Origin of the sequence: Archangium violaceum, assembly GCF_016887565.1 — a bacterium.
GTDB lineage: Bacteria > Myxococcota > Myxococcia > Myxococcales > Myxococcaceae > Archangium > Archangium violaceum_B.
This window is the reverse complement of sequence record NZ_CP069396.1, coordinates 9,028,153-9,053,646: the sequence shown is the minus strand read 5'-3', so window position 1 is coordinate 9,053,646 and position 25,494 is coordinate 9,028,153. Positions and strand designations below refer to the sequence as shown.

Below are 25,494 nucleotides of genomic sequence, written 5' to 3'. Positions count from 1 at the left end.
CGGACGAGATCAATCTCCGCCCGGTAGCCCACTCAAGGGGAGCTCGACGACGAAGGTCGAGCCCAGCCCCGGTTGGCTGTGAACGGTGATGCTGCCTCCCAGGCCCTCGGCGATCTGCCGACTGATCCACAGCCCGAGGCCAAAGCCTCCATAGTGCTGGATCGACACCGCCCGCTCGAATCGATCGAAGATGCGCTCCTGGTCCCGCTCCGAGATGCCGATGCCATGGTCCCGAACGACGAGGCGCGCGCTCTTGCCCAACCGCTGCAGATCCACCTCGACGGGCTTGCCCGGCCCGTACTTGATGGCATTGGAGAGCAGGTTGCTGATGATCTGATCCACCCGGAGCCGGTCCCACCGGCCGACGACGCCCGCGTCGGTTCTCAGGTGCAGCGCGCATCCCGCCCGGTCCAGCTCCTCCTTGAACTGCCCCAGCACATCCTGGAGCACTTCTCCGAGTTCCACTTCCTCCAGATGGAAGTCGAGCCGGTTGGCGGTGATTCGGGACACATCCAGCAGGCTGTTGACGAGCTTCGCCAGCCGGTCGATCTGCCCGTGGATGCGCACGAGCCTGCGGCTCCCCGCGCCCTCTGTCTGCTCGACCGTCTTTTCCGCGCGGTGCTCCAGGGCGTGCAGGTTCAGCTTCACCGAGGTGAGCGGGGTCTTGAGCTCGTGCGAGGCAATGGACAGGAACTCGTCGCGGGCCGCGACGGCCGCCTTGAGCTCGCGCAGCAGCCGCTCCTTCTCCTCCTCCGCCTTCCGCTTTTCCGTCACGTCCCGCGTCACCTTGGCGAAGCCCCGCAGCCGTCCCTCCTCGTCCCGGAGCGCTGTGGTGACGACATGCGCCCAGAAGCGGCTCCCATCCTTGCGCACGCGCTCGCACTCGGACTCGTACCGGCCGTGATGGCTGGTCGCCGCGAGCTCTTCGTCCACTCGGCCCGCCCGAAGGTCCTCGGGCGTGTAGAGCGTCGAGACGTGCTGCCCGACGAGCTCCTCCATCGTATGGCCGTAGAGCCGCTCGGCGCCCTGGTTCCACGTCTCCACGCGGCCACCCGCATCGAGCATGAAGATGGCGAAGTCCTTCACCCCCGCCAGCAGCATCCGGAAGCGCTCCTCGCTCGCACGCAGCGCGCGTGCGACCCGGGCGTGCTCGGTCACGTCCCGCGTGAAGCACCGGGTGTGGAGGAACTTCCCCGTCTCGTCGAAGCGGACGCTCGAGGAGATGGAGACCTCGCGCACCGAGCCGTCCTTGCACCGCAGCCTCGCCGGGTACTCCAGGAGCCGCTCCCCCCGCGTGAGCCGTTGGAGGATGTCCGAGATGACCTCGGCGTCCGCGTGGAAGGCGGTGATGTTGTGGCCGATGTACTCGTCGGCCGTGTAGCCGAGCGGCTCGTAGTCCGCCTGGTTCGCCCACAGGATGGTTCCATTGGGCGCGACCCAATGCAGGCCCAGGGCCGCCGAGTCGACGAAGTCCGCCAGGGCCTCCTGCGAGCGGGGATGCGTGGCTTGGCGAGAGGGCTGGTCGTTACCGCTGCCCGCACAAAGGAGAGACAGGTAATTGGAGGACGAATCTTCCATGGAGAGCACGCAGGGAGACGCCTGAGCAGCGCGGAGAATTTCAGCTCCGACGCCGCCACGACGGACTGTCGTCCGCACCGGCTGGCGGGTCGTCGCTGGGGAGGCGAGCCACCTGGCGCTCTCACGCCTCCGCCCCGGCGATCTCCCGGCCGAGCCGTAGCACTTCCTGGACGAACAGCTCGAGGTCCTCCCGGCGGGTGCGATGGTTGTTGAAACAGACGCGCAGGCAGTAGCGCCCCTCCAGCGTCGTATAGGAGGGCACGGCCACGCCGGACTCGTGCAGACGGCAGAGCAGCTCGCGGTTCCACGCGTCGAGCCGGGCCTCGGGAGCGCCCCGGCCGACATACCGGAAGCACGTGATGTTGAGGGACACCGGCGCCAGACGTTGGAGCTCCGGCTCCGCGTCCACCCGGCGCCCGAGCAGGTGGGCCTGCTCCACGTTCTGCTCGATGAGACGGCCGTACTTCGCGGCCCCGTATGCCTTGAGGCTCATCCACACCTTGAGGGCCCGGAAGCCTCGGGAGAGCTGGACGCCGTACTCACTACAATATGGGGACCATCCTCAACAGTCTCCCCGCGGCCAATAGCGCCGATGACATCCGGCGGATTCTCAACTCCAACCCGTTCCCCTCCGTGGTGAACACCCCCGTGCCGACCATCTGAGGCGGTTTCGCCACGAATCGCGCGACGGCTGCCAGGGCCCGGTCAGCGCTTGCGCGCCTCGATGAGGCTCACGCCGCTCGGGGAGGGAGTGATGCCCTCCAGCGCCCAGCCGGTGCTGGCGAGCAGCACCTCGTACTCGCGGGCCGTGCGCTCGCGTCCATCCGAGACCACGAACATGTTGAGGTCGATGAGGGCCGTGCGCGAAGGCTCCCCGTCCGGCATCACCATCTCCACCACGAGCAGCCGGGCTCCCGGCGGTGCGGCGCGATGAATCTGCCGGAGGATGGAGGTGGACGAGGCGTCGTCCCAGTCATGAAGGATGTGCTTGAGGAGGTAGGCCTCCGCGGTGGGGATGACGGGCTCGAAGAAGCTCCCCGCCACCAGGTCCATCCTCTGGCCCAACCCCTCCGCCTCCACATGGGCCCGGGCTCCGTCGATGACGTGCGGTAGATCGAAGAGGATGCCTCGGCAGGAGGGGTGGGCACGGAGCACGGTGGCGAGCAACACGCCCTGGCTCCCCCCCACATCGGCCACGCGGGCATAGGGTGAGAAGTCGTGGAGGCGTGCCACTTCCGCGGCGACGAAGCTGGAGAAGCTGCCCATCGCACGGTCGAAGTGCGCGGCCTCCTCCGGGTTCTTCTGGTAGTGCTCCCAGAGGTCGGTCCCCAGCACCTGGCGGACCGGGGAGTGACCCGTCCGCACGGCGGTGACGAGGTCTCCCCAGGGCAGCCAATGGCCGGGGGCGGTCTGCATGATGGCCATGTCGCGCATCGACCCGGGCACCTCCGAACGGAGGCAGGCCCCCAGCGGGGTGAGCGTGAATGTGCGGGGAGGCACCTGCGTGAAGAGGCCCGCGACCACCCCCGCGCGCATCAGGCGATACAGCCCCTCCGGGTGGGCTCCGACCCGCGGCGCCAGCGCCTCGCTCGAGAGAGGACCGCTTGCGAGCAGGTCCGCGAGGCGAAGTCGCGCGACCACACCGATGACCTGGGAGATCCAGTAGCTGGAGATGTGCTCCAGGAGCTGCTGCGAGAGATTCGGCGGAGGTGTCTGGTCCATGGAGGGAGGGATCATATCGGATCGCGTGATGCGCGCCGAAAGCGGATTGGGGGGTCCCGGCGCTTCGGCGGCGAGCGGAGCGCGGCTCGCATTTATTAACCCTCATCAATGCGGGCGAGGGCGCCCCTCTCCTACTTTCGAGGCCACAACGTCGCTGAACGCTCTGGAACCCTCGAGATGAACACCACCCGCCTTCACTCCCGCGTCCTGGGGATTCTCTTTCTCCTGCCGTTCTTCGCCTACGGCATCGGCACCGCGCTCATCACCTCCGTCCTGAAGGATCCGGAACACCTGGCCGCGGTGGCCGGTCAGAGGACGCCGTTCGTCTGGGGCGCGCTGCTGCTCCTGTTGAACTCCATCACCGTCGTCGGGATTGGCGTGCTGTTCTTTCCGATCCTCCGCGAGCGGAGCTCGGGCATCGCCGTCGCGTACGTCTGCACGCGGGTGATGGAGGCGCTGCTCCTCATCGTCGGGGTGGTGTTCCTTCTGTCCATCCTGCAGCTCGGAGAATCCGCGCAAGGGCAGACGACGCCGGAGCGGGTGACCCTGTTCAATCTTCTCTCGAAGGGAAACTTCTGGGCATACCAGCTCGCGATGATCATCCTGGGGGCCGGCAGCGTGGCGTTCTGCTTGTCGCTGTACCGGTCCCGGCTTCTGCCCTCGTTGCTCCCGCTGGTGGGCGCGGTGGGCTACGGGTTTCTGGCGCTGGGGTCCGTGCTCGAGCTCTTCGGGCTGCCGTGGGGCATCCTCTTCTCCGCGCCCGGGGGCCTGTTCGAGGTGTTCCTCGGCGGCTGGCTCATCGCCAAGGGGTTCCGGACGGTCACGCCTTCCGTCGCGGCGTAGCCGGCTTGCCGCGCGTGGCGATGCGCTTTCGGATCCGGCTCAGCGACTCGGGCTTCACGCCGATGTAGCTGGCCAGCTGGTACTGCGGAATCCGCTGGAAGATGTCCGGCCGCGTCTTCGAGAGCTTGAGGTACCTCTGCTCCGGACCATCGGTGAGGTAGGAGGCGAACCGCTCCTGCTGTTCCGCCAGGACCTTCTGCATCGCCATCCGGGAGATGGTCTCGAAGCGCGGGAAGCGTCGATACAAGTCCTGCTCGCGTTGCTCGGTGCCCACCACCACCGTGGTGTCCTCCGCGCAGACCAGGAAGTGATCCGCCGGAGTCTGGGTCACCATACTGTGAACCGAGAGGACCCATTCGTCCTCGGTGAAGAACCCGTGGCTCCGCTCTTCACCGTCGACGACGGAGTACTGGCGGACGCAGCCCTGGAGGACGAAGTAGGCCTCGGTGCAGACCTGGCCCGCCATGAGCAGGTGCGTCCCCTTCGGATAGGTCTTCACCACCATGCTGTCCAGGATGGCCTGCGCTTCCTCGTCCGACAGATGCGCGATGTGGCGGAAGTAGTCGACGAGCTTGTGTTTCATGAGGACACCGCGCGATCGGCGGGAGGCCCATCATCCCACCGGGGCGGCCACGGACCAAATGGTGGGGGGGGCGGGAATCGAACGGCCGGTTCGTTCAGGTGGCGCAGGCAACTGGGCTCCTATCCCGCGCCTATACTCCAGGGGTCGTGCTCCCCGGAGGTCCCCCGATGCCCGTCTGCCGTCGTCTCGCCGCCCTGCTGGGGGCGCTCGTCCTCCTGTCCGCCTGTCCCACCCAGAGGGATCCCGATGAGGTGGTCGTCGCGGATGGCGAGGGGTTTCCGCTCGAGTTCGCCACGCCTCCGGTCGAGGGAGGCGATCCGCGGGTGCTCCAGCAGGTGGAGGCGATGGGCGACAGCGTCTACCTGGACACCGTCAACGTGTTCGTCTCGTTCGACAAGCGCCGCACCTGGAAGGAGATCAACGCCGCGGCGCTCGGGTCCATCCAGAAGTGGGTCTTCGTCACGCCGACGGCGGGCCTCGCCCTCACCGGCAAGCACGGCCTGGCCTATATCGAGCTGGACAAGGACATCATCTACTACCTCAACGGCGAGCCGGCCTGGAGCGCGTGGGGGTATCGCGAGGATGGCACCGTGTTCACCGTGCGGCAGGAGGTGGACGCCGGCACGGGCCAGACGGGAGACGAGAAGGCCCGGGTGTGGCTGGGGCGCCGCCGGGACTTCACCCAGGACGCGCCCTGGCCCGAGGTGGAGCTGCCGAGCCTGCCGTTCAGCTACCGCACGTACCGGCCCTCGGTGCACTTTGGCGCGGACGGAGCGATCTACGTGGCCTCGTACTTCGGGCTCCAGGTGTCCCGGGACGACGGCCAGTCCTGGCAGCAGGTGCCGGTGCTGCAGAGCGAGCAGGGCTCGATCGACTGGAGCGGCGTGGACCTGTTCGTGACGCGGGCGGGCACCCTCTTCGCGCGCACGCAGAACACGGCCTTCGTCTCGCGCGACGGAGGGGCGAGCTGGGTGGGCGCACCGATGCCGGGCGGCCTGGCGAACCGGTCCTCGATGATCAAGATGGAGGAGCCCGTCCCCGGCGAGCTGCACTTCCGGGACCTGGCCTACCGCTCCACCGACGAGGGGCGCAGCTACCAGCAGGACTTCACGCTCGAGCGCTACGGGTTCCGGCAATCCCTGGGGACGCTCTTCTTCCGGGGCGGCGAGTACTACTTCCACATGGATCTGCTCAGCAACTTCGTCGGGGCCGCGCCGGACACGGCGCTCCACATCCTGAATCCCCACCAGGGAGCCTCGGTGGCGCCGACGAACCTGCGGCGGGCCTTCCCCCAGGGCGGTGGGCGCTACACGGGGCTCTGGAACCAGGGCGTCATCACCTACACCCCGGGCGACGTCGAGTGGAGGGTGGAGCACTTCTTCGACAACACGTACTTCTTGCAGCGGCTGCGGGATGGGCGGCTGGCGCTCGCGCACCACCTGGGCCTGCGCTTCTCGCGAGACGAGGGCGCCACGTGGAGCGAGCCGGTCCGGATGTCGAACACGAGCACCAACTCGGTCACCGTCAAGGCGCTGGTGGAGACGCCGGGGCGGTTGTTCGTGAGCGGCTCGGACAACGCCGGCTGCGACCGGCGCGCGCTGCTGGAGAGCCGCGACGAGGGCGCGAGCTGGCAGCCGGTCACCGCGCAGATCATCCAGAACCCCGAGCAGTCGCCGGTGAGCCCCCGATACCAGCCGGAGGTGACCACCGCGGACCCGAGCGGTCGGCTGTGGGGCTTCGTATCGGATCTGTCCGGCTGCCGGGCCGTGGACTCCTTCGCCGCGAGCTCGGAGGACCAGGGCCGCACCTGGCAGGGCGTCAAGGACCGCGTGCCGCTGGCCGCGACGAGCCGTGGCAACCTGCTGACCATCAAGGACGACTCGGCGGACGAAGCCATCCTGTTCTGGGAGCGCTCGCACGAGGAGTGGAAGCCCTTCGGGGCGCCGCGAATGGACGGGGCGACGGTCCCCAACCTCTTCGTGGGGCAGCCCTTCATCCACGTCGACGCCGAGGACTTCGTCTACTTCGTGGATGGCCAGCGCGTGTTGAAGTCGACCCGGCCGGTGGAGTGACCCTTCGAGCGCCTGACCGAAGGTGGCCCCGGCACGGGGAGCACCCCAGCAGGCGTGGTGCTGAGTCTGGCGCAGCCACTGCTCATCCGCTCTGGCTCTCCCGAGGGGGCTCATGAGCGCATGCATCGGCGCGTGGGCCGGGAGCATGCCGACACGCACCTTCACGCGAAAAATTTGCCAGCATGATTTTTTCGGCCCGCGTGAGACGCGCGCCAATTTTCTCCGTCTTTAGGAGGAAGTGCCCGTTGTGCCAGTCCTGGTAACCCCCCCTTCCCCGGGAGTCCGATGAAAAAGCTATTTTTCTCCATTGCGGCATTGACACTGGCCGCGACCAGCGCGTCGGCGGCGGGTCGCATGAACCCGTCGGACCTTCGCCGTGTCGAGAAGGCGCGTGAGCGCATCGTCCCCGCCGTCGAGAAGGAGTTCGGACCCAAGGCCCGGTTCGTCCACCTCTTCGGTCAAGGCCGAAACATGATGGTGGGTATCATCGCCGAGATTCCGGAGCAGCCACTGGCGACGGACGACGTGCCGCTGCTGGCCATCGCCCAGTATGACGAGTCGACCGGCGCGGTGCGCGTGGTGGATCGCGAGTTCAAGTACCGTGAGGCGCGTGCGGTGGGGCAGAACGTGGCGCTGCTGGATGGGCAGGGCAACCTGCGCCTGCGCGAGTCCAACGGCCGCGAGCGGCTGCTGGCCCAGAAGGTGGGCGGAGATCTGTTCCCGACGGCGAAGGGTGACGCCCTGGTGGCCACGCTGGTGGGTGACGGCGAGGGACACGAGACGTCCGTGGGCATCATCGATCTGAAAGGCCGCGTGAAGGTGCTGGCGGATGGGCCCGGAATCGACGCGACGCCCAGCATCTCGCCGGATGGCAAGACGGTGGTCTTCGTGTCCGGCCGCACCAGCGTGGCGTCGTTCTTCGTCACGACGGTGGATGGCGCCGAGCCCAAGCAGCTCACCAACATCGGGCTGGAGAGCCACATGCTGTTCGGGGGCGCTCCGGAGGGCTTCGTCCCTCCGCCCGTCTCGAGCCACCACATGGAGTGGGTGAGCGACGACGTGCTCCGCTACAACGCGGGCGGCGGCGAGTTCTGGAAGATCAACGTGCGCACGGGCCAGGCGGCTCCGGATGTGGGAGGTGAGAAGTGATGAACACGATGAAGAAGCTCGCCGCGACGCTGCTCTTCGCGCTGGTGGCGCTGCCGGGGGTCTCCTCGGCGCAGACGATGTTCCGCTTCCCCATGTCGCAGCTCGGGGACCAGTGTGGCAACGGTGGCTGCACGGTGAGCGCGTACAAGGATTACGGTGGCCGGGACTACGCGTGTGGAGGCGTGCGCTACTCCGGCCACACGGGCACGGACTACGCCCTGGTGGGCGGGTTCAGCAAGATGGACTACGGCGTGTGGGTGATGAACGCCGCCGCGGGCGTCATCGAGTCCTCGGTGGATGGGTACTTCGACCGGTGCAACTACTGGGACCAGGCCAACCCGTACGCCGCCTGCGGCCTCTACACGGCCAACTACATCATCATGCGGCACGCGGATGGCACGAAGACCAAGTACTGGCACCTGATGAAGTACACGCAGCAGTTCGCCCGGAACACGTCCCTTGCCTGCGCGTATTGGATTGCGCGGGCGGGCTCGTCCGGGGCCTCCACGGGGCCGCACCTGCACTTCGAGTACTGGGTGCCGAACTACGGCATCGATGACCCGTACGCGGGCTCGTGCGGTACGCCCTACACGCGGTGGACCTCGCAGGGCGCGTACCGGGGCCTGCCCGGCATCGCCTGCCAGTAGCGGCGAGGTATCGAGGGAGGAGGCAGGGCGCCGGACCGCGTGTCTGGCGCCTCGCTTCCCCTCCCCGACATGGACGCTGCATCGAGAGTCCGGAGGACCATGCGCGTTGGCTGGATGAGCTGTTCAGAGGACCTCGTGCGCGGGGATGAGGCCAGCCAACGGATGGTCGACGAGTGGGTCGAGGAATCCTACGTCGCCCTGGGCGGAGCGCGTGAATGGAACGATCCTGGAGTTCCTGAAGAGGCCTCGGTAGGGGAAATCTCCCAGGCCAGGCCTTGGCCCCAGGGAAGCGGCTCCATTGCGTTGGAAGTCGTTGACACACCTTTCATCCAGTTCTGCTGAGCCGCGCCGCTGGGAGCCGCCTTCGGTGAAGCAACCTGGGCCTGGCTCAGGAGGCGAGGGAGGAGCCCAGCCCTTGCCAGGTGGCCTGCTCCAGGGTCGCCGGTGCCGCCGGGACGTAGCTTGGAGTAGGGCAAGGGGCTGCTGGCCGGCAGCCTCGGGCATCCCCACTCTGGATCCATGCGGACCGAACTCCCCGTGATGGAGCGCGCCGTGGCGGTGGGCCGCGTGAGCCCGCGTGGTGTGCGACTCTGGATGCGCTCGCCTGGAGGGGGAGCGCACCGGCTCGAGCTCTGGCTGGACGCAGTGCGCTCCGAGCGCGTCACCTACGCCTTCGACATGGGCGACCGCGCACACAGCGACCACACCCATGCCTTCGCCTACCCGGACGACATCGCCGGGGCCCGGCCCCTCGAGCCGGTCACGCGCTACGGCTACCGCATCAGCCGGGCGGATGGCGTGCTCGTGGGTGAGGGTTGCTTCGAGACGCTCCCCTCCAGGCCCTCGCAGATGCCCCGGCGCTTCTGCCTCGGCGTGGCGAGCTGCCACCAGCCCTTCGACGACAAGGGCGAGATGCACGAGATGGGGCTGCGGATGCTGCGCGTCGCGCGTGTGGCGTGGGAGCGCTGCGACGTCAAGTTCGTGCTGTGGGTGGGAGACCAGCTCTACGCGGACTTTCCCGAGAGTCAGTCGCTGTTCGACCCGGAGTACTTCAAGACGGTCGCCCCCCCGGGCCGCGAGAGCCTGCTGGAGTGCACCCACGACGAGGTCCTCGCGCTGTACCATGGGCGCTACCGGCGCAACTGGGGTCACCCGGACTGGCTGGAGCTCCAGGCGCGCTTTCCTGGCTACCCCATCCTCGATGACCACGAGGTGGCGGACAACTACGGCACCCTGCCCAAGCACCATCACCAGAAGTGGCGCCATCTGCGCGACGCGGCCGAGGAGGCCTACCGCCATTACCAGCACTCGCGGGTGGAGCTTCTACGCCCTGGCTTCGAGGGCCCCTATGACTACACCTTCGAGTACGGCGCCGCGGCGGGCTACGTGCTCGACGTGCGCTCGGAGCGGCGCTCCGCCGACGGGAACCATGCACGCGTCTTCTCTCCGCACCAGCTGGAGCGCTTCGCGACCTGGCTGAACGTGAACGACTCCGCCCCGGTGCTCTTCATCGTCGTGAGCGTGCCTCCGTTCTTCATGCCCGGCTGGCTCTCCCGCCTTGCCCGCTACGTGCCGGGCAGCTTCCGCGAGGACGCGCACGACCGCTGGACGCACCCGCAGTACCGCGCCGACCGCTGCCGCATGCTGGAGCTCATCAGAAACCACCAGCAGCGCCACCCCCGGCAGCGGGTGGTGATGGTGAGTGGAGACGTCCACGTGGGCTATGCGGCCCGGTGCGACTGGCGGACGAACCCTCCGACATCGCTCTACCAGTTCGTGTCGAGCTCCATCACCCACAAGCTGTCCTCGCTCGACTGGCACCTGGCGCGCCACATGCCTCGCACGCACTTCGCGATGGCGGACCTCGAGGGGAAGTGGGCACGCATCCACCTGCTGGGCGGCAGCATGGCACGCGTGCTCGAGCAGCCGGTGGGGGGCCTCAATGTGGGCACCATCGAGGTGGAGCTCGATGGTGACCGCGTACGGCTCAACTTCAAGCTCTTTGGCGAGGACGAGGCCACCCCCGGAGAGCCGAAGCTGCTGTTCGAGTCGGGCTTCCAGTAACGGCTTGGGCGTCATCCTCCCCGCGCCTACCGCGGTGGGGTGGGCTCGGCCTCCTCCGGCGCGAAGCCGAGCGCCACCGCGCCGGCCGCCTTGGCCCCATCCAGCGCGGCCACCAGCTTGCCGTAGCTCGCCTCGTCATCCGCCACGAAGAAGACGACGCGCTCGTCCTTCTTCTTGCCGTTGAGCATCTTGGCGAGTCGCGTGACGTAGTCGGCCGGCGCGATCTTCTCCGTGTTGATGGAGTAGTCCCCCGACTCGGCGACCTGCACCACGATCTGCGTGTCGTTCGGGTCGGGTGGCGGGCTCTCCTCCACCACGGTCTCCGGCACGCGCACCTCGATGTCCTTCTCCATCAGCGGCGTCACCACCATGAAGATGATGAGCAGCACCAGCACCACGTCCACCAGCGGTGTGACATTGATTTCCGAGTTGGGCGCCGAGGCGGGTTTGACCCAGGACCTGCGAATCTTGCTCTGGGTCATGGCGATTCCTTCAGTTCCTCGACCCCCAGGGACACGCGCCTGGCCTTGGCCTTGCGCGCCACGTTCATCACCTTGCGCACATCACCTACCCGAAGCGAGTTGTCCGCCTTGAGCAGAATCTTTCGGACGGGGTCCTTGGCGAGCTCCTCGCGCAGCCGCTCCTCCAGCGCCTTCTCGTCCAGTGAGTCATTGTCCAGATAGAGCTTCTTGTCGGGTGTCACCGAGAGGATGAGCGCGTTGTCCTGGGGGTCCCTCTTCTTTTCGATCTCCCTGGCCTTGGGCAGCTCCACGTTCTTGCCACGCTGGAGCATGGGGGTGATGACCATGAAGATGATGAGCAGCACGAGCACCACGTCCACCAGCGGCGTGACGTTGATTTCGGCCTTGGGGCCTCCGGAGGGGCCCCCGACTGACATTCCCATGAGTGCACCTGGGTTTTCTGGAAGGGGTGGATCAGGAGTGGGAGCCGCCGAAGTGCCGGGCCACCATGTCCAGGAATTCGTTGGAGGACTCGGAGATGTCCACCGAGCGCGCGTCCACCCAACCCTGCAGGAAGTTGTAGGCCATCACCGCGGGGATGGCCACCAGCAGGCCGAACGCGGTGGTGATGAGTGCCTCGGCGATACCGGACGAGATGGTGCCCAGACCACCGGAGCCCGCGGCCGCCATGAGGTTGAAGGCGTTCACGATACCCATCGTGGTGCCCAGCAGACCCACGAAGGGGGCCGTGGAGCCCACCGTGGCCAGCACGCCCAGGCCACGCTTGAGGCTCTGCACCTCACGCTGCGCCTGGCGCTCGAGGGCGCGCGCCACGGACTCCACCGCCACGTCCTTGCTGGAGGACGACACCCGGTAGGCCGTCAGGCCAGAGTTGATGACCCGACCCAGGTGCCCCACGTTCTTGTCTGGTCTGGTGTTGGCCGCCGCGTCGAGGTCGTCCTTCGCCAGGATGGCCCCCATCCTGGCGGCGAAGTCGCGCGACTCGGAGCGGCTCTTCCGGTACACCAACATGCGCTCGGCCATGACAACCAGTGAGGCAATCGACATCGCACCCAGCGCGAAGATGATCATCCGGGCGAACAGGCCCGTGTGCTCCCAGATTTCAGCGATCGTGAATTGCATGCTGTGAGGCGCCCCTCCTCGAGCGTGTGATGGCGGGCTCCGTGATGCCCGTCCACATGCCGTTCACCTTAAGGAGTCGCGGACGCGCCATGGCCGAGGGACGGTCATTTCTTCGTCATGGTCCTGTCACGCAGAGGAGGGACAGGGGCCCTGTTGCATGCATGGAGCGGTAGAGGAGGGGGGCTGACGGGAGCCCAGGAGCGTGCGCCGGGCGGGTGGAGGGGAATCGATTCGTCTATGCTTGGAGGATGGCGACTCTCGAGATGACAGGTATAGAGCCCGAGGAGGTGATCGCGTCACGGCGTTGGGAGCAGGCGCTCTTCACGACATACACCCTGAGCCTGACGTTCTTCGAGTCCACCCTCCTGCGTCGTCTTCGAGAGAGCGGCTGCCGCGACATCTGGATCATCGCTGACGTGGAGGGGTACCGCTCCTCGCTCATGGAGCGCCGCTCCAGCCGGATAGGGCAAGAGTACCGGCTGTTGCCAGCGGGCCTGCCACACGGTGTGTTCCACCCCAAGTGCTGCTACCTGGCGGGCCCAGATGGGGACCTGCTGCTCGTGGGCAGTGGCAACCTGACCTTCGGAGGCCATGGTAGGAACCTCGAGGTCCTCGAGGTTCTCGAGCCAGCATCGGCCGCCCGGACCTTCGAGGACTTCGCTGGCTTCCTGGAAGCACTTCAATCCCGAGAGGATCTCCTCATTCCGGAGCGCGCCTGGGCCACGACGTTCGCCGCACGCGCCAGGGCCACGGCGGCTGCGTTCCCACCGACTCCCGTGCTGGAACAACCCAGGCTCATTCACACGGTCAACAGGCCCGCGGTCGAGCAGCTCGGTGAGGTGTGCGCCGCGAATGGTGGAGGGAAGCAGCTCTTCGTCCTATCACCCTTTCATGACCTGGACGGTGCCGCCACTCGCCTCCTGGCCGAGAAGACAGGATGCAAGGACATCTCGGTGGGGCTTTCTTGCCGTGAGGGAGATCCCTCTCCCTTCCCCTTCATGAGAGCGAAAGGCTGGAACAAGACGCTGCGAGCCGTCCGCCCGGAACTTGCGGACGAGGGACGCAGCCTGCACGCCAAGTGGATCGAAGTGGAGCTCCCCGAGGCCAGGTTGACAGTGACGGGAAGCATCAACGCCACGTCGCCAGCGCTCTGCTCGACGAAGAACGTGGAGGTGGGCGTCCTCCGCATGGAGCCACTGCGCTCCAGCCATGTGCGGTGGAAGTCCGTCACCATGCCCACGGACTTCGTCGCGCCCAAGCGCCGTCCCAGTGGCATGGGACACACCTGCCTCGTCCATGCCTCGATCCTGGGGGACGGCGCGCTCGTCGGCAAGTTGCTTTCCCTGTTGGATCCCTCCGGTGACTGGACGGGAAGAATCGTGCTCCCCAGTGGATCACATTCCGAGGTCCATGTGACCGTGAGCTCGACGGGAGACTTTCGGACGACGCTTGCAAACGCCGAGAGGCTGGCCTTCAAGAGCTCATTGCAGATCGAGCTCATGAAAGGCGACCGCGTTGCGCGCGGTTGGATCCACATGGATGAGCTCCTCCGCATGCCGCGACTCCAGGGGCTCGGGGTGACCTCCCTGCTGCGCCTCATCAACCGCGAAGAGACAGAGGACGATGCCATTGCACTCCTCGAGTATTTCGCGATGAGCTCAGCGCGTCACCTGTCGACCTTCACTCGGCCCATCAAGGTGACGCCGCAGGGCTCGAGCGAAGCCGAGAGCGATGAGGAGCCTCAGGTGCTCATCGAGTTGGAGGCCCTGGCCCCAACTCCCGAGCTGCCGGACAGGTCCGAGAACGACTCCGCGGAGAGCCCGGTGGGCGGGGAGGGAGCCGTCCTCGAGCGCGTGATGGCGCAGTTGCGCCGACGGTTGATCAGCCAGCCCTTGTCTCGAGGTGGACTGGCGGTGGAACGACCTATCAGTGCCCTCGTGTCGGAGGAAGGGGAGGACGAGGGAGAGGGAGACAGCGGCGCCACGATCCAGCAACGCCTGAAGAGCCTGGAGTTGTTCGATGAGCAGATGCGACTCGTGTCGAGCACGGCGGACAGCCCCACGGACCGGAGCGCAACGCTCGTGGTCTGGTTCGAGGTGGGCATGGACATGCGGCTGAGCAGGTTGAAGGACCGGGACCTGGCGGCGGAGTTTCTCAGGACATGGCTACACGCGGCCTGTGCGGAGCCACGCTCGAGACCCCAGGTGGATGCTCTCGAGCAGCATGTCTTCACCTCCGCGGCGCTCGTTCCGCTACTGTCGGCGCAGGACGTGGATCTCCCCGCGCTGCGCTCACGTCTGCACGGCCTCCTGGAGCGCTTCGCCGGTGGCGATGTGAAACTGGAGCGAGCACGGTCCTCCCTGCTCGTGAATCGGCGTGTCGGTTTCGCCGGCCGCATGCTCGACACCCCCACCGCCGAATTGAAGAGCAGTCTGGAACTCATTCTCGCGACACGGACACGTCGCAGGCAGTTGCAGGACGTCCTGGCCGCCTACGACGCGCGCCGGCCGCCAGACCGGACATTGCCCATCTTTTCCAAGGGTGAACCGTGCGGGCCTCAACTCCTCGCCTGTCTCTCGAGGTGGGGCCCGCGCCCGAACCTCCGAGAACAGCGCACCCAGGACGCGTGCGCGCACTGTTTCGTCACGCTATCCCCCAGCGCGCAGCTCGAGCTCCTCACCTACCGCGTCACTCAATGCCTCCAGTGCCAGCGACTGACCGTCCAACTGAAACCATGAACGTGCAGATCCCAAACGGCCCTTTCTTCGTCCCGCCGTACAAGCTGCTGAATGGTGGCGTGGACTTCCTGGGACTTCGGCAAGCCAACCTCGAGCTGATGGGGGCTTGCCTGCCCGGCATCAACAACGTGACGAGATACATCCGCGCCTTCTCCGTTCTGAGTTGGATTCACTGGAAGTTCTACAAGCTCGTCTCGGCGAGTGGGCAGAAGCAGGCCTCCAGCCAGTTGCTGCGTGAGTTCTGTGAGCGCGCCGAGATCCTGTTCACGTGGGGGCATGTCCTCATGGCTCCTGCAAGGCTTCCGGGAAGCAACGCGAGGTCTCCCGCCGAGCGCCCCGAGGACACCGTGCCACTCACGTTCACGGCCTGGAAGCGAACCCCGGAGACCCGTCTCATGGCACCGGTGCAGTATGGCCCCGCCTCGAAGGTGCTTGGCGGATTGGGCTTCCTGGAGCAGTTGGAGGGCGGATTCCTGCGCACGTGCGGCGAAGGGGTGCGTCTGGCGGAGGTGCTCGAGCAGAACCTCGCCTCTCGTCCAGGAGCACACCTTCTGGGACTCGGCGCGGCGGTAGGTACCGAGGAGGACGCCCGCGGCCTGCTCCCGGGGTGGAACGTGTTCGAGCCGACCGAGGAAGAGCGCGCCGCGTTCCGCAGGGCCTTCTTCGACGAGAGGACGGTAGGAGACCACAGCGCCAAGGGGCGCCGCAGCGCGACCCTCGCACTCGCGCGGTGGGTCTTGTCGTGGGCGAAGAAGCCTCTCACACAAGACGAGTTGCGCAAGGCGATGGTCTACGCGCGGCTGCCTGGTCTCACTCCTCTCGCTGTCCCCACGCAACTCGTCCAGGCTCGGACACGGTGGGCCGTGATGCAGGTCCGTCAGGCGCAGCGCCTTGCCCACGAGAGCCTGCTCGTGTGGCTCGAGCAGAGGCTCGAGGCAGGTGCCCGGGAGACCGATTCGCTGGTGAGCTCGGCACTCGAGGCTTTGAAGACCGAGCTCTCCGAGGAGGTCCGCAGTCTCACGGTGGCGGAGTTGGCGAGGCGTCTCGTCCCCACGGTTTCCACCCTCGAAGAACTCCATGAGCGGGCACTCACCGATGACGCGGCGTGTGCCTTCAAGTCGATCGAGCGCGTGGAGGAGGCACTCCGGCAGAGGAGGGACACGCTGGTCGTGCAGGCCCTCCAGGGCTTGTTCCTGTGCGCGCGGAGCGCCGAGCTGCTCGGGGCTGATCCGGAAGCCGAATCCTCGATGGGCAGCGGTGGCAGCGAGCGCATCTCCTTGAAATACTGGCGCGAGCTGGTGACTCGCTGTGAGGCGATGACAACACGTGAGTTCCTGTTGTTCTTGTTCGAGGCGATGGTCTTGAGCCAGCACTTCGCGGTCGCGGCGAACCGGTTCGATGGCAATACACAACGGTTGCGCGTCACCATCGAAGAAGACGGGCTCACGCTCCTGGCCAAGGACGAATGGAGACCCCGCCTGACAGCGGACCGGCTCGCGACGGCGCTCTCGCTTGCGGTGGACTGCGGGCTGGTGGGGAGAAACGACGAGGGGTACGAGGCGCTTTGAGCGAGCTGGCGGTACTGGCGCGCCGGGTGCCGGTGGGGGACGCGGTGCACCGGGGCGCGGGCCTGCCCCTGCCTCCCGGGCTCCAGGCCGCGAGCCTCTCCACGCACCGGCTCCAGCGGGAGTGGGAGCGCCTGGCGTCGAGGCACCTCGGCACGCTCGGTGGAGGCAACCACTTCCTCGAGCTGGACCGGGATGCGGGGGGAGACCTGTGGCTGCTCATCCACTCGGGCTCGCGGGGAGTGGGAGGTGCCATCCCTGCTTCTCTCCTCGAGGCAGGGCGGCCAGGGCAGCAGTGAGCCCCAAGCCCATGGCACTGCCCCCTGCACCGGCGCGGCGCACGCCCTTGCTCGCTCCGGCAGTGGCCCTCCTCGACCCCTTTGCACCAGTCCGCCCCCTCAACACGGCCCCCATTTCGCCTATGCGCGGGGCGCCGTGACCACCCTGGAGCTTCCTCTTTCCTCGTATCAATGGACCCCGGGCCCACGCCGCGTGGGTTGACAGTGATTCCTCCTTCTCACTACCGTCGACGCTTCAACCCGTAATCAAGGCTTGGCGAGGATTCCATGCACATGAAGAGCATGTTGGGCGGGCTGTTGGCGGCAGGGCTGTTGTCCGTGGGCTGTGGCGGCACGATGCCCGAGCAGCAGCCGGAGCAGAGCGTCAATCAGACCGAGCAGGAGCTCGCCCCGAGCTGCCCCTCTGGCTACACGTTGGGCTCCTACTGGGACTGCGCCCAGGTCTGCGGCACCGGGTGGGGCAACTTCCTGCGCTACTACTGCACCAACGGTTCGGACTACTACGAGGTGGGAACCGGCAGTGTGCGCTGTGGAGCGTGTTACTGAGGCCCCACTCGCTCTTGGGGATGGTTGGCTTCCCCGAGCGCTGATGGCTGGGAGACAGGGCTGAACCTGTCTCCCGTCACTCTGGCCCCGCCATCCCAACCGGCCATGCCCGACCCCTACAGGCCCTCGACGCCCGTCACCGTCCTCTACTTCCTGTGCAGCCCCTTCACGGCCGCAACGGTGGCGTCATTCGCTGGCGGTGACCTGCTGGATGCCGTGCGCTTGTTCCTCGTCTTCCTCGCGGTCCTCGGGTTTGGCTACCGCTGGGTCCGCCAGAGCGAGATGCGCACCACCCTCGCCACGCTCATCGTCACGGTGATGGCGGTGCCCTCCTTCTTCTCCATCATCGAGCTCTTGTCCTGACATCTTCACGGCGCGCTGCGACGGGGGACTGACGGTCTCTTGTTCTCTACGGACGCTCAACCGAGCTGGAGCGTCACCTGGACGGTCCGTTGCACTTGCGGGTACCTGCACTCGAAGTGACACTGCACGAAGCCCTCGCAGCGAGTCACCCTGTGGCGGTAGTCGCCTTCCGAGCCGCTGGTCAACCGGAGCTCGGCTGTTCCTTCCCTGGCCCCGGTGAGCTGCGGCAGCCGGAAGCGTAGGCGGTTGCCTTCCACCTGGAGCGTTCCGTCGCTGAGCCGTGCAACATCATGGGCGCTTGTGCTGGTTGCTAGAGTGACGCCCTGGACGAGCACCTCGTCCGTCGCGGGCTGCCACTCGAGCTCCACCTCGTCGCCCGGACGTAGCACGCCGCTCGCTGGCGAGCGCACCGTGACGCGCCGTGGAGCACAGAGGCCCTGGATTTCCGCATGGAGTGTCTTGCCTCCCTCCGTGATGTGTATGCGGGTGACGTCATCCCCGAGCGTGGAGGGGAGGCCGTTCCCCTCGGCGCGGAAGAGCGTCGAGAAACAACGGGGACCGGGCCCCATGATGATGCTCCCATTGCTCCACTGGCCCGCGTGGCTCATGGGCACTTCGACGTCGTTGAAGTACGCCCGCATCTGGTTCGACAGGTTCGGGCAGTCCTCCCCGCCTTCCTTCAAGGTGATGAGCAACTCCTTGGACCCCGGGCCCGTGGCAGGCGGCGTCGCCACCCAGAGGATGGGAGCCTTCATGTCTTCGAGCGTGACCGGGCCACATCCCCACAGCAACAGCAGCAACAGCGAGCCCACACCTTGGATCTTCGTACGCATCCATCCCCCAGGGAGAAGCGTGCTCCTGATGCAATCGTGGCACCACCACACCCCGCGGGGCGGAAGGCCTGTGTTGCCCACTTCTGTGCGGAGGAGTGCACACGCTCGTGCCAGGGCTCATACACGGAGCGCACGCCGGGGAGTCGTCCCACTTTTGCAATACGCTCCACCTTGGAGACCCCACGTTCGCCTCCGAGCTCGAGATCAGCGTCGAGCCCAACGCCCGCTTCGTGCGCTAATATGGGCAGGCGGGGAACGCCCATTCACGGGCGTAATGGTCCTCCGAGCGCAGCGCGCTCCGCAGTGGCGCGGATGTCTCGTTAGCGGCGAAGGCCTGCGTCGAGCTGGTAAAAGAGCTCGATCGCCCATCGGCTACACCCATCGCCGTGCTCGAGGGCCGCGCCATGGGGGCAGCGGGAATCGAAGCCGCCACCATGAAGGGACAGCTCAGAGCTCACTCGCCGAGCAGCACGTCCCGCAGGAGCGCGAACGTCGCCGACGGATCCTGCAGCTGCATGTCGTGGCGCAGGTGGGGCAGCCTGCGCACATCCCACCCGAACCCCGTCAGTGCCGTGGCAAGCGCCTCTGGCAACACGGCCTTGCTGTCCGCGGAGAGTACGGCGGTGGAGGGCACGACGGGCCTGGCGGCGACCACCGGGTGGAAAGCGATGTCCCGGAAGACGCTCGTGGCCATGCGCTTGTCGAAGCGCGCCGTCGCGTCCGAGATGAGGCGCTGCGTGCGCTCCGGGTAGCCCTTGCGCGCCGCCGCGTTCGAGCGCGCGGTGAAGAGGGCGGCGACACCGAGTGTCAGGGCCGGAGCCGCCCAGAACAACCGACCCCAGAGCCCGGAGGTCGGCAGGCCCAGCTGGAAGCCTGGATCCAGATACACCGCGTGGCCGGGCCACAACCGCTCCACCGCCGCCGCGAGCACCGCGCCTCCGAGCGAGTGTCCCACGACGACGTCGAGCTCACGCGGGAAGGTCTCGACGAGATCGTCGGCGAACTCGGCGAGCGTCCACGAGTCCGGCCGCGGACTGCGGCCATGGCCCCGCAGATCGGGCGCGAAAACCGTCACCTCGCCCGCCGCGCGGAGCTGCTCGATGAACGGCTCCCAGGTGGACGAGTCGACACCGAGCCCATGTACCAGTCCGATGCGGCGGGGGCCGTTGCCCACGATCGTTGTCTCGAGTTTCACGAGGCGAGTCTACCCACCGCGCCGCGGCAAAGACATCCTGCTTGCGGCGAGGAGGGTGGCCGGCAGCTGGAGGCCGAGATGCTCGACGACAACACGCCGTGTCAGTCCGGCGCGGCATCCGAAGGCGCAGCGCAGCCGCTGTCGTCACAGGCAGCGGCGGGAATCACCTGGGTTGTAGATCGCTGCACACCGAACGCTGGTCCCGACTGGGCCTCGAGCAGCAGGGTCTGTAGCTCGGCGCCTAGCAGCAGGTCGTCGTGAACACCGAAGAGCTGCCGGCGAAGACGTCCCTGCGCGTCGATCAATACCGTCGTCGGCGTTCCCCGCATTGCGTACGCGCTCATTGTCTGCGGGATGGGCTCGCCGACTTCGCTCGGTGCGTCCACGCCCACCGGGAACTTCACCCGGTATTCGTGGAGGAACGCCCGAAGGGACTCGATCTTCATGGCCTCGTGGTGCTCGAAGACCGTGTGCAGCCCGACCACGACGAGCGGCGCGCCCGCGAAGACTTCAGCGACGCGCTGTGCCTGCGGAATGCCTCGGGCGACGCATCCAGGGCAGAGCATTTGGAATGCGTGGAGGAGGACGACCTTGCCGCGGAGTTGCTCGAGAGTGAGCGGCTCCGGCGTGTTGAGCCAGGCGGCCGTCCGCCACGCGGGCGCGGGGCGCAACGTCATCAGAAGTCCCCGTCCTTGACGTAGGGGTGGGCCCAGAGCGTCACCTGCAACAGGCATGACTTGAGCCACGCCGCGGACATCTTCTCGACGTCCTCTGCTGAATGGCCCTGCTCGGCCAGGAAGGGGCGCAGGGTAAAGGTTACCGGGAAGATGAGCGCGAACAGGTCCCGAAAGGGCACGAGGTCCGTGGAGGGGGCTCCGTCGGTCTTGTTCTTCTTCGCCCGATGGTGGCGCAGGCCGATCTCGTGCTGGTAGTCGAGCCAGGCCTGGTCGTACTGGGCACGCGACGTATCGAGGATCCACTGGCCGAAGCGCCTGCGGACGAGGCCAAGGTAGTCGCCAAGGGGCTTGCCGTCCGTCTTTCCACTGAACGAGGCGAGCAGATGCGGCTGACTCCCAACAAACCCGTACCAGACGTCGAGGATCGCCTCGACACGCCCCTTCACGATGTCGTGTGACATGCGGAGGTACTTCACGTCCTCTTCGCCGAACAGGACGCTGGCCTTCATCTGTTCGAAGTCGGTGAGGGACACAGGTGAACGCGGAACGGACGAGGTGCCATGGGTATAGCCGGGGATGTTGCTCATTTCTTCTTCTCCTTCGTGGAGCAAAGCTCCGCTGTCGCCGTCGGCCGGAATGGCCGCGGAATTCGTGTTCGCTCGTGCCTGAGACGCAATGGCGTCAGCCGCGACGCATGAACCGCTCCCAGACCTCTCGTCGCGCCGACTCAGCCGCGCGCTCATGCTCCGGGCAATCGAGGCGCAGTTGATCACTCGATAGCGGCGCGTCCACGAAGGCACAGTGATGCGGCGACGGGCCTGGGCGCACGTTCGGACGGAAATGCGTGCAGGTCACGCACATGCCGGTGAGCGGAACGAGCCCTTGCTCCTGAAGCATCCGGATCATCTTGACGATGCCGGCGAAGAACGCGCGCTGCTCATCCGGGGAGAGGTCAGCGACCGCGTCCGCCATGAACTCTGGCCACGAACGCGCGCGAGCACCGAGTGCGGCGCCCTCCGTCGTTGGCATGAGGAGGCTGGCGCGCGGGTGCCTCGGGTCCGCGGACCTGGTCACGAGTGTTTTCTCGACGAGGACGCGGACAGAATCGCTGATGGTGGGAAGCGTCACGCCGAGGCGCTCGCTCAGCTCCGTACTGGAGAGGGGCCCGTGCGCTACCAGCGCGGCGAGGATCTGCCCCTGCGTGGCGGACAGGCCCACCCCGTTCGCCTGCTGCCACGCCTGCTGCTTCATCGCGAGCCCGATCTTGTGCAGCCCTGTCGCGATGCGCGCGGAGATCGGCTCGCTGTTCTCGTTGAAGTACTCCGGTCGCTTCCCAGTCATGGTCTTGAGGTAACTTAGGAGTCCTAAGTTGTCAAGGCTGCCCGGTCACCCACCCGCCGAGCCCGCCTCAACCCCCCCAGGAGGGAACGCCCGCCGCATGGGCGCTCACGTGGTACAGGTCGCCGGGCAGGAAGGGCTCGTACTGATGGCGCACGAAGAAGAGGGTGCGCCTGTCGGCGGAGAGGGAGGGGTGGTACTCATCCCTCTCCGTGTTCACGACGGGGCCCAGGTTGCGCGCGGGCTTCCACTCATCGCGCTGGCGCCTGGCCACGTAGAGGTCTCCCGAGCCGAAGCCGTCCGGTCGGTCGATGGAGGCGAAGAGCAGCGTGTTCCCGTCGGCCGTCACGGTGGGGTTGAACTCCCAGTAGGCGGTGTTGAGCGCGGCACCGAGGTTCTCCGCGGGGCCGTAGGAGCCATCGGCCCGCCGGCGCGAGCGCCAGAGGTCCCAGCCCCCGAAGCCGCCCGGCCGGTCCGAGCCGAAGTACAGCGTGCCCCACGCATCCACGCTGGGGTAGAGCTCGTCCGAGGTGCTGTTGACGGCGGCGCCGAGGTGACGCGGCTCGCTCCAGCCCGTGCCCTGGCGCTCCACCACCCACAGCTCGGCGTCCTCGCGGGCCACGCCATCCACCGGCCGGATGGACGAGAAGAAGAGCGAGCGGCCATCCGGCGACACGAACGGATCGATGTCGCTGAACTCGCCGGAGAAGGGCGCCACACGCGGCTCGCTCCACTGGCCGTGGCGCCACTCGGAGAAGACGATGGTGGACTGGCGAGAGCTGGGGAAGAAGTCGGTACTCACGCCCCAGAAGGCGGTGCGCCCATCGAGGGTGAAGACGATGCGGTACTCCTCCTGGTCCGGCAACGAGACGAAGCCGGGGGCGAGCACCTCCGGTACGCACGGCGCGGCGGTCTCCTGGGCGAGGGCGGGCGTGGCCAGGGTGAGCAGCGAGAGCAGCATCGGGGAACGGACGAGGGACGACACGGACATGACAGGTTCCTCCTGAGATGGGTGCGGGCGGCGGAGCGGGGTTCTCTCCGCTCGCCACGGACATGGAGGTAGCGTGTTGGCGAGGGGTTGTCCGGGAGGTGGGGACGAAGCGCGCGCGGCGCGGGACGAAGTGCGCGGGCGCGGGGACGGACGCGGCGGACGTCAGTTCCCCTCCAGCCCCAGGGCCTGCTCCACGCGGGAGCGGTGGCCGCGGCCGGTGCGCAGCGCGACGCCGCCCGAGAGGGACAGGATGTATTCGCCCTGGGAGAGCGGCTCGAGCTCGCGCACGTGGTCCAGGTTGACCAGCACCGAGCGATGGACGCGCAGGAAGCGGCGCGGGTCCAACCGCTCCTCCAGGTGTGTCAGCGTCTCGCGCATGATGAACTGCTCGCCGCCCGCGTGCACGCGCACGTAGTTGGCCTCGGCTTCCACGTGGGTGATGGCGGCGCAGTCCACGAAGCGGATGCGGCCGTCCGCCTTGACGGGCAACCGCCGTGGCGGTGCTTCCGCCTGGGCGAGCGCGCAGAGCATCTCTTCCTGCCTGTGGGGGGGCGCTTCCGACCGGCGCACGAGCCGCACGTGCTGACGGGCCCGCAGCAGCGCGGTGCGGAAGCGCTCCCGGTCATAGGGCTTGAGCAGGTAGTCCAACGCCCGCGCCTCGAAGGCCTGGACCGCGTAGCGCTGCCAGGCAGTGACGAACACCACCACCGGCGTCTGGTCGGGCGGCAGCGCCCGCAGCACCTCGAAGCCGTCGCCCGACGGCATTTCGATGTCGAGCAGCAGCACGTCCGGCGTGGTGGAGAGCACCGCGCGCACCGCCTCGGCGCCGCTGGCCGCTTCCGCCACCAACGCCACTCCGGGCTCGCCCGCCAGCAACGTGCGCAGCCGCTCGCGGGCCAGGGGCTCGTCGTCGGCGACCACCACGCGCAAGGGGGCTTCTTCCGAGGTGCCCCCGCTCACGCCGTCACCTCACCGCCCCGCGAGGGCAACGGCAGACGCAGCTCGGCCACGGTGCCACGAGGCTGCCCGGGCCTCAGTTCCAGGGTGGCGCGAGTGCCATGGAGGGCGGCCAGTCGCGCGCGCAGGTTGGACAGGCCCACGCCCCGGCCATGCCGGGGCAGTCCCGAGGGAGGCAGGCCCACGCCATCGTCCCGCACCTGCACGTGCAGCGAGTCCCCGTCCCGCGCGGCGCTGATGAGCACCCGGCCGGGCTCGGCCCGGGGCGCGAGCCCGTGACGGATGGCGTTCTCCACGAGCAGTTGCAGCGCCAGGTGGGGGATGCGCGCGTCGAGCACATCGGGGGCGAGCCGCCACTCCACCGCGAGCCGCTCGCCGAAGCGCGTGCGCTCGATGTCCAGGTAGGGCGCGAGCGCGTCCAGCTCCTCGCGCAACGTCACCTCCTGGCGTCCGGAGGACTCCAGGCCATGGCGCAGCAGGTCTCCCAGTCGCGCGAGCATGCGCTCCGCCGCGTCGGGGTCCTTGTGCACCAGGGCGGCCACGGCGTTGAGGGCATTGAAGAGGAAGTGGGGCCGGAGCTGCGAGGTGAGCACCTGGAGCCGGGCCTCGGCGAGCCGGGCCTGCAGCCGCGACGCGCGCTGCTGGCGCACGTGGGCGCGGCGGGCGAGCCCCAGCGCGTGGGCCCCGGCGGTCATCAGCACGTAGGGCAGCACATTGTTGGCCACGCTCTGCGCCAGCACGGTACCGAAGCCCGGCGGGCGGGCGTACCAGCCGAAGACGTCCTGGGTGAGGACGACGAACAGCGCTCGCCCCAGCACCACGGTGGCGAGTGTGGCGAGGTGCACGGCGCCCGCGCGCCTCCACCGGGGGCGGAGGAGTGGAAACCACTCGGACAAACGCAGACACAGCACCGTGATGGGAACCCACAGCAGCGAGCTGCCCAGGGCCATGCGCCACAGCGGTCCCTCGCTGGCGGGCGCCTCTCCCGCGGATTGCAGCAGTCGCACCTGGCTGACCGTGACCAGTGCGTCCGCCAGCCACCAGCACAGGGCCCCGCTCCAGAGTGCCCAGGCGGGCAGGGGAGGGACCTCCTCGGGCTCGGTGATTGTTTCGTCCTGCTCGTACATGGGCCGGCAGGCTAGCGAAGCGCTCCGGACGGTCGCCACACCCCCTGGGACGAACGGAGCGCTGGCGGGGACCAACCGTTGTGCGGCCCTCCATTCAGGGTCCTTGTGGCCAGGGGGCGGGGTCAGAAATGGTTGCCCGCGCCCATCGCCGTGGGCATCGCCATCGAGATATGCCGGGGCCTGCGCTATTGGCACACGCGGCTGGACGCGCGGGGAGTGCCTCTGGGTTTCGTCCGACAGGACCTCCATGGCGGCAATGTGCTGGTGAGCTTCGAGGGGGAGGTGAAGATCTCCCACTTCGGCTTTCCCAGATCGTGGAGGGGCGGCTGATTTCCGCGCGGCAGTTCAATCCCTCTCTGGACGAGGCTCTCCTGGCGATCCTCCAGCGTACGTTGGCCAGAGCACGGGATGACCGGTACCCGACCGCCGAGGCGCTTCAGCAAGCCTTGTCGGATTGGATGAGCACCCAGGCTCCGCTATCTCCGCTTCCGGGGTTCCCCTTTACAAGGGATTGAGGGGGAGCCCGAGCTTCAGCCGCACCAGGTGGTGGGCCGGCTCAAGACGTAGAGCTTCGGACGGGTACGAGGCTCGCGCTGCTCGTGA

The 25,494-nt window shown here is 67.5% G+C and carries 26 protein-coding genes; 11 read left to right on the top strand and 15 right to left on the bottom strand.

What is annotated here, in order from left to right; genetic code table 11:
- Window positions 1-9: 9 nt before the first annotated feature.
- The 3 genes from JRI60_RS36035 to JRI60_RS36025 form a co-directional block, all read right to left on the bottom strand.
- The gene (locus JRI60_RS36035; RefSeq protein WP_204220451.1) at window positions 10-1,578 is read right to left on the bottom strand and encodes a sensor histidine kinase; all 1,569 of its coding nucleotides are present in this window, start codon (window positions 1,576-1,578) and stop codon (window positions 10-12) included.
- Window positions 1,579-1,699: 121 nt separating this feature from the next.
- Window positions 1,700-2,071 carry a hypothetical protein gene (locus JRI60_RS36030; RefSeq protein ID WP_239469915.1) on the bottom strand — a complete coding sequence of 124 codons (372 nt, stop codon included), beginning with the start codon at window positions 2,069-2,071 and terminating at the stop codon, window positions 1,700-1,702.
- Between the two features lie 212 nt (window positions 2,072-2,283).
- Complete coding sequence (locus JRI60_RS36025; RefSeq protein ID WP_204220450.1) at window positions 2,284-3,300, bottom strand: methyltransferase; 1,017 nt, start codon at window positions 3,298-3,300, stop codon at window positions 2,284-2,286.
- A gap of 177 nt (window positions 3,301-3,477) precedes the next feature.
- Between JRI60_RS36025 and JRI60_RS36020 the strand changes: the two genes are divergently transcribed.
- Window positions 3,478-4,143: a DUF4386 domain-containing protein gene (locus tag JRI60_RS36020; protein WP_204220449.1), complete on the top strand. Its 666-nt coding sequence runs from the start codon at window positions 3,478-3,480 to the stop codon at window positions 4,141-4,143.
- Here the strand turns inward: JRI60_RS36020 and JRI60_RS36015 are convergent.
- Window positions 4,121-4,726 carry a Crp/Fnr family transcriptional regulator gene (locus tag JRI60_RS36015; protein WP_204220448.1) on the bottom strand — a complete coding sequence of 202 codons (606 nt, stop codon included), beginning with the start codon at window positions 4,724-4,726 and terminating at the stop codon, window positions 4,121-4,123. The two genes, JRI60_RS36020 and JRI60_RS36015, sit on opposite strands and share 23 nt — an antisense overlap.
- Before the next feature lie 167 nt (window positions 4,727-4,893).
- On the opposite strand from JRI60_RS36015, the gene JRI60_RS36010 reads away from it, so the two are divergent.
- The 4 genes from JRI60_RS36010 to JRI60_RS35995 all read left to right on the top strand — a co-directional run bounded on the left by JRI60_RS36010 (window position 4,894) and on the right by JRI60_RS35995 (window position 10,658).
- Window positions 4,894-6,798, top strand: a complete 1,905-nt coding sequence (locus JRI60_RS36010; protein ID WP_204220447.1) for a sialidase family protein — start codon at window positions 4,894-4,896, stop codon at window positions 6,796-6,798.
- A 354-nt stretch (window positions 6,799-7,152) separates the two neighbouring features.
- Window positions 7,153-7,947: a TolB family protein gene (locus JRI60_RS36005; protein ID WP_204220446.1), complete on the top strand. Its 795-nt coding sequence runs from the start codon at window positions 7,153-7,155 to the stop codon at window positions 7,945-7,947.
- The gene (locus JRI60_RS36000) at window positions 7,947-8,594 is read left to right on the top strand and encodes a M23 family metallopeptidase (protein ID WP_239469914.1); all 648 of its coding nucleotides are present in this window, start codon (window positions 7,947-7,949) and stop codon (window positions 8,592-8,594) included. Before JRI60_RS36005 ends, JRI60_RS36000 begins: the two co-directional genes overlap by 1 nt.
- Window positions 8,595-9,113: 519 nt before the next feature.
- Entirely contained in the window at window positions 9,114-10,658 is a 1,545-nt protein-coding gene (locus tag JRI60_RS35995; RefSeq protein WP_204220444.1) for an alkaline phosphatase D family protein, read from the top strand.
- Window positions 10,659-10,684: 26 nt separating this feature from the next.
- Here the strand turns inward: JRI60_RS35995 and JRI60_RS35990 are convergent, their stop codons facing one another.
- The 3 genes from JRI60_RS35990 to JRI60_RS35980 are packed head-to-tail and all read right to left on the bottom strand — an operon-like array spanning window position 10,685 to window position 12,262.
- Entirely contained in the window at window positions 10,685-11,140 is a 456-nt protein-coding gene (locus JRI60_RS35990; protein WP_204220443.1) for an ExbD/TolR family protein, read from the bottom strand.
- Window positions 11,137-11,562, bottom strand: coding sequence for an ExbD/TolR family protein (locus JRI60_RS35985; RefSeq protein ID WP_204220442.1), 426 nt, complete (start codon window positions 11,560-11,562; stop codon window positions 11,137-11,139). The genes JRI60_RS35990 and JRI60_RS35985 overlap by 4 nt, the downstream gene beginning before the upstream one ends.
- Window positions 11,563-11,593: 31 nt before the next feature.
- On the bottom strand, window positions 11,594-12,262 hold the full coding sequence (locus tag JRI60_RS35980) for a MotA/TolQ/ExbB proton channel family protein (protein ID WP_204220441.1): 669 nt from the start codon (window positions 12,260-12,262) through the stop codon (window positions 11,594-11,596).
- 248 nt (window positions 12,263-12,510) lie between these two features.
- On the opposite strand from JRI60_RS35980, the gene JRI60_RS35975 reads away from it, so the two are divergent.
- The 5 genes from JRI60_RS35975 (at window position 12,511) to JRI60_RS35955 (ending at window position 17,773) form a co-directional block, all read left to right on the top strand.
- On the top strand, window positions 12,511-15,000 hold the full coding sequence (locus tag JRI60_RS35975) for a hypothetical protein (RefSeq protein ID WP_204220440.1): 2,490 nt from the start codon (window positions 12,511-12,513) through the stop codon (window positions 14,998-15,000).
- Entirely contained in the window at window positions 14,997-16,568 is a 1,572-nt protein-coding gene (locus JRI60_RS35970; RefSeq protein WP_204220439.1) for a hypothetical protein, read from the top strand. The genes JRI60_RS35975 and JRI60_RS35970 overlap by 4 nt, the downstream gene beginning before the upstream one ends.
- Window positions 16,565-16,864, top strand: coding sequence for an RtcB family protein (locus JRI60_RS35965; RefSeq protein ID WP_430384336.1), 300 nt, complete (start codon window positions 16,565-16,567; stop codon window positions 16,862-16,864). Before JRI60_RS35970 ends, JRI60_RS35965 begins: the two co-directional genes overlap by 4 nt.
- A 273-nt stretch (window positions 16,865-17,137) precedes the next feature.
- The gene (locus JRI60_RS35960; protein WP_239469913.1) at window positions 17,138-17,410 is read left to right on the top strand and encodes a hypothetical protein; all 273 of its coding nucleotides are present in this window, start codon (window positions 17,138-17,140) and stop codon (window positions 17,408-17,410) included.
- A gap of 105 nt (window positions 17,411-17,515) precedes the next feature.
- The gene (locus JRI60_RS35955) at window positions 17,516-17,773 is read left to right on the top strand and encodes a hypothetical protein (protein ID WP_204220437.1); all 258 of its coding nucleotides are present in this window, start codon (window positions 17,516-17,518) and stop codon (window positions 17,771-17,773) included.
- 56 nt (window positions 17,774-17,829) lie between these two features.
- Here the strand turns inward: JRI60_RS35955 and JRI60_RS35950 are convergent, their stop codons facing one another.
- From JRI60_RS35950 to JRI60_RS35915, 8 genes are all read right to left on the bottom strand, one after another.
- Window positions 17,830-18,606, bottom strand: coding sequence for a hypothetical protein (locus JRI60_RS35950; RefSeq protein WP_204220436.1), 777 nt, complete (start codon window positions 18,604-18,606; stop codon window positions 17,830-17,832).
- Window positions 18,607-19,060: 454 nt separating this feature from the next.
- Complete coding sequence (locus tag JRI60_RS35945; RefSeq protein ID WP_239469912.1) at window positions 19,061-19,801, bottom strand: alpha/beta fold hydrolase; 741 nt, start codon at window positions 19,799-19,801, stop codon at window positions 19,061-19,063.
- Window positions 19,802-19,902: 101 nt separating this feature from the next.
- Window positions 19,903-20,478 (bottom strand): redoxin domain-containing protein, encoded by a 576-nt coding sequence (locus JRI60_RS35940; protein ID WP_204220435.1) that lies wholly within the window; start codon window positions 20,476-20,478, stop codon window positions 19,903-19,905.
- Window positions 20,478-21,065, bottom strand: coding sequence for a protoglobin domain-containing protein (locus tag JRI60_RS35935; RefSeq protein WP_204220434.1), 588 nt, complete (start codon window positions 21,063-21,065; stop codon window positions 20,478-20,480). Before JRI60_RS35935 ends, JRI60_RS35940 begins: the two co-directional genes overlap by 1 nt.
- A gap of 94 nt (window positions 21,066-21,159) precedes the next feature.
- Window positions 21,160-21,819 carry a MarR family winged helix-turn-helix transcriptional regulator gene (locus JRI60_RS35930; protein WP_204220433.1) on the bottom strand — a complete coding sequence of 220 codons (660 nt, stop codon included), beginning with the start codon at window positions 21,817-21,819 and terminating at the stop codon, window positions 21,160-21,162.
- A gap of 67 nt (window positions 21,820-21,886) precedes the next feature.
- Window positions 21,887-22,807 (bottom strand): TolB family protein, encoded by a 921-nt coding sequence (locus JRI60_RS35925; protein ID WP_239469911.1) that lies wholly within the window; start codon window positions 22,805-22,807, stop codon window positions 21,887-21,889.
- Window positions 22,808-22,969: 162 nt separating this feature from the next.
- Complete coding sequence (locus JRI60_RS35920; RefSeq protein ID WP_204220432.1) at window positions 22,970-23,767, bottom strand: LytR/AlgR family response regulator transcription factor; 798 nt, start codon at window positions 23,765-23,767, stop codon at window positions 22,970-22,972.
- Window positions 23,764-24,891 (bottom strand): sensor histidine kinase, encoded by a 1,128-nt coding sequence (locus tag JRI60_RS35915; RefSeq protein WP_204220431.1) that lies wholly within the window; start codon window positions 24,889-24,891, stop codon window positions 23,764-23,766. Before JRI60_RS35915 ends, JRI60_RS35920 begins: the two co-directional genes overlap by 4 nt.
- A 132-nt stretch (window positions 24,892-25,023) precedes the next feature.
- Between JRI60_RS35915 and JRI60_RS35910 the strand changes: the two genes are divergently transcribed.
- Window positions 25,024-25,221, top strand: a complete 198-nt coding sequence (locus JRI60_RS35910; RefSeq protein WP_204220430.1) for a hypothetical protein — start codon at window positions 25,024-25,026, stop codon at window positions 25,219-25,221.
- Window positions 25,222-25,494: the final 273 nt, after the last annotated feature.

What these genes read in the sequence shown, in the direction of transcription:
- JRI60_RS35950 (WP_204220436.1), bottom strand. Translation starts at nt 18,606, where the DNA reads ATGCGTACGAAGATCCAAGGTGTGGGCTCGCTGTTGCTGCTGTTGCTG.
- JRI60_RS35995 (WP_204220444.1), top strand. Translation starts at nt 9,114, where the DNA reads ATGCGGACCGAACTCCCCGTGATGGAGCGCGCCGTGGCGGTGGGCCGC.
- JRI60_RS36020 (WP_204220449.1), top strand. Translation starts at nt 3,478, where the DNA reads ATGAACACCACCCGCCTTCACTCCCGCGTCCTGGGGATTCTCTTTCTC.
- JRI60_RS35980 (WP_204220441.1), bottom strand. Translation starts at nt 12,262, where the DNA reads ATGCAATTCACGATCGCTGAAATCTGGGAGCACACGGGCCTGTTCGCC.
- JRI60_RS35985 (WP_204220442.1), bottom strand. Translation starts at nt 11,562, where the DNA reads ATGGGAATGTCAGTCGGGGGCCCCTCCGGAGGCCCCAAGGCCGAAATC.
- JRI60_RS36025 (WP_204220450.1), bottom strand. Translation starts at nt 3,300, where the DNA reads ATGGACCAGACACCTCCGCCGAATCTCTCGCAGCAGCTCCTGGAGCAC.
- JRI60_RS36030 (WP_239469915.1), bottom strand. Translation starts at nt 2,071, where the DNA reads ATGAGCCTCAAGGCATACGGGGCCGCGAAGTACGGCCGTCTCATCGAG.
- JRI60_RS35970 (WP_204220439.1), top strand. Translation starts at nt 14,997, where the DNA reads ATGAACGTGCAGATCCCAAACGGCCCTTTCTTCGTCCCGCCGTACAAG.
- JRI60_RS36005 (WP_204220446.1), top strand. Translation starts at nt 7,153, where the DNA reads ATGAACCCGTCGGACCTTCGCCGTGTCGAGAAGGCGCGTGAGCGCATC.
- JRI60_RS35935 (WP_204220434.1), bottom strand. Translation starts at nt 21,065, where the DNA reads ATGAGCAACATCCCCGGCTATACCCATGGCACCTCGTCCGTTCCGCGT.
- JRI60_RS35930 (WP_204220433.1), bottom strand. Translation starts at nt 21,819, where the DNA reads ATGACTGGGAAGCGACCGGAGTACTTCAACGAGAACAGCGAGCCGATC.
- JRI60_RS35940 (WP_204220435.1), bottom strand. Translation starts at nt 20,478, where the DNA reads ATGACGTTGCGCCCCGCGCCCGCGTGGCGGACGGCCGCCTGGCTCAAC.
- JRI60_RS36000 (WP_239469914.1), top strand. Translation starts at nt 7,947, where the DNA reads ATGAACACGATGAAGAAGCTCGCCGCGACGCTGCTCTTCGCGCTGGTG.
- JRI60_RS35915 (WP_204220431.1), bottom strand. Translation starts at nt 24,891, where the DNA reads ATGTACGAGCAGGACGAAACAATCACCGAGCCCGAGGAGGTCCCTCCC.
- JRI60_RS36015 (WP_204220448.1), bottom strand. Translation starts at nt 4,726, where the DNA reads ATGAAACACAAGCTCGTCGACTACTTCCGCCACATCGCGCATCTGTCG.
- JRI60_RS35990 (WP_204220443.1), bottom strand. Translation starts at nt 11,140, where the DNA reads ATGACCCAGAGCAAGATTCGCAGGTCCTGGGTCAAACCCGCCTCGGCG.
- JRI60_RS35955 (WP_204220437.1), top strand. Translation starts at nt 17,516, where the DNA reads ATGCCCGACCCCTACAGGCCCTCGACGCCCGTCACCGTCCTCTACTTC.
- JRI60_RS35925 (WP_239469911.1), bottom strand. Translation starts at nt 22,807, where the DNA reads ATGTCCGTGTCGTCCCTCGTCCGTTCCCCGATGCTGCTCTCGCTGCTC.
- JRI60_RS35960 (WP_239469913.1), top strand. Translation starts at nt 17,138, where the DNA reads ATGAAGAGCATGTTGGGCGGGCTGTTGGCGGCAGGGCTGTTGTCCGTG.
- JRI60_RS36010 (WP_204220447.1), top strand. Translation starts at nt 4,894, where the DNA reads ATGCCCGTCTGCCGTCGTCTCGCCGCCCTGCTGGGGGCGCTCGTCCTC.
- JRI60_RS36035 (WP_204220451.1), bottom strand. Translation starts at nt 1,578, where the DNA reads ATGGAAGATTCGTCCTCCAATTACCTGTCTCTCCTTTGTGCGGGCAGC.
- JRI60_RS35975 (WP_204220440.1), top strand. Translation starts at nt 12,511, where the DNA reads ATGGCGACTCTCGAGATGACAGGTATAGAGCCCGAGGAGGTGATCGCG.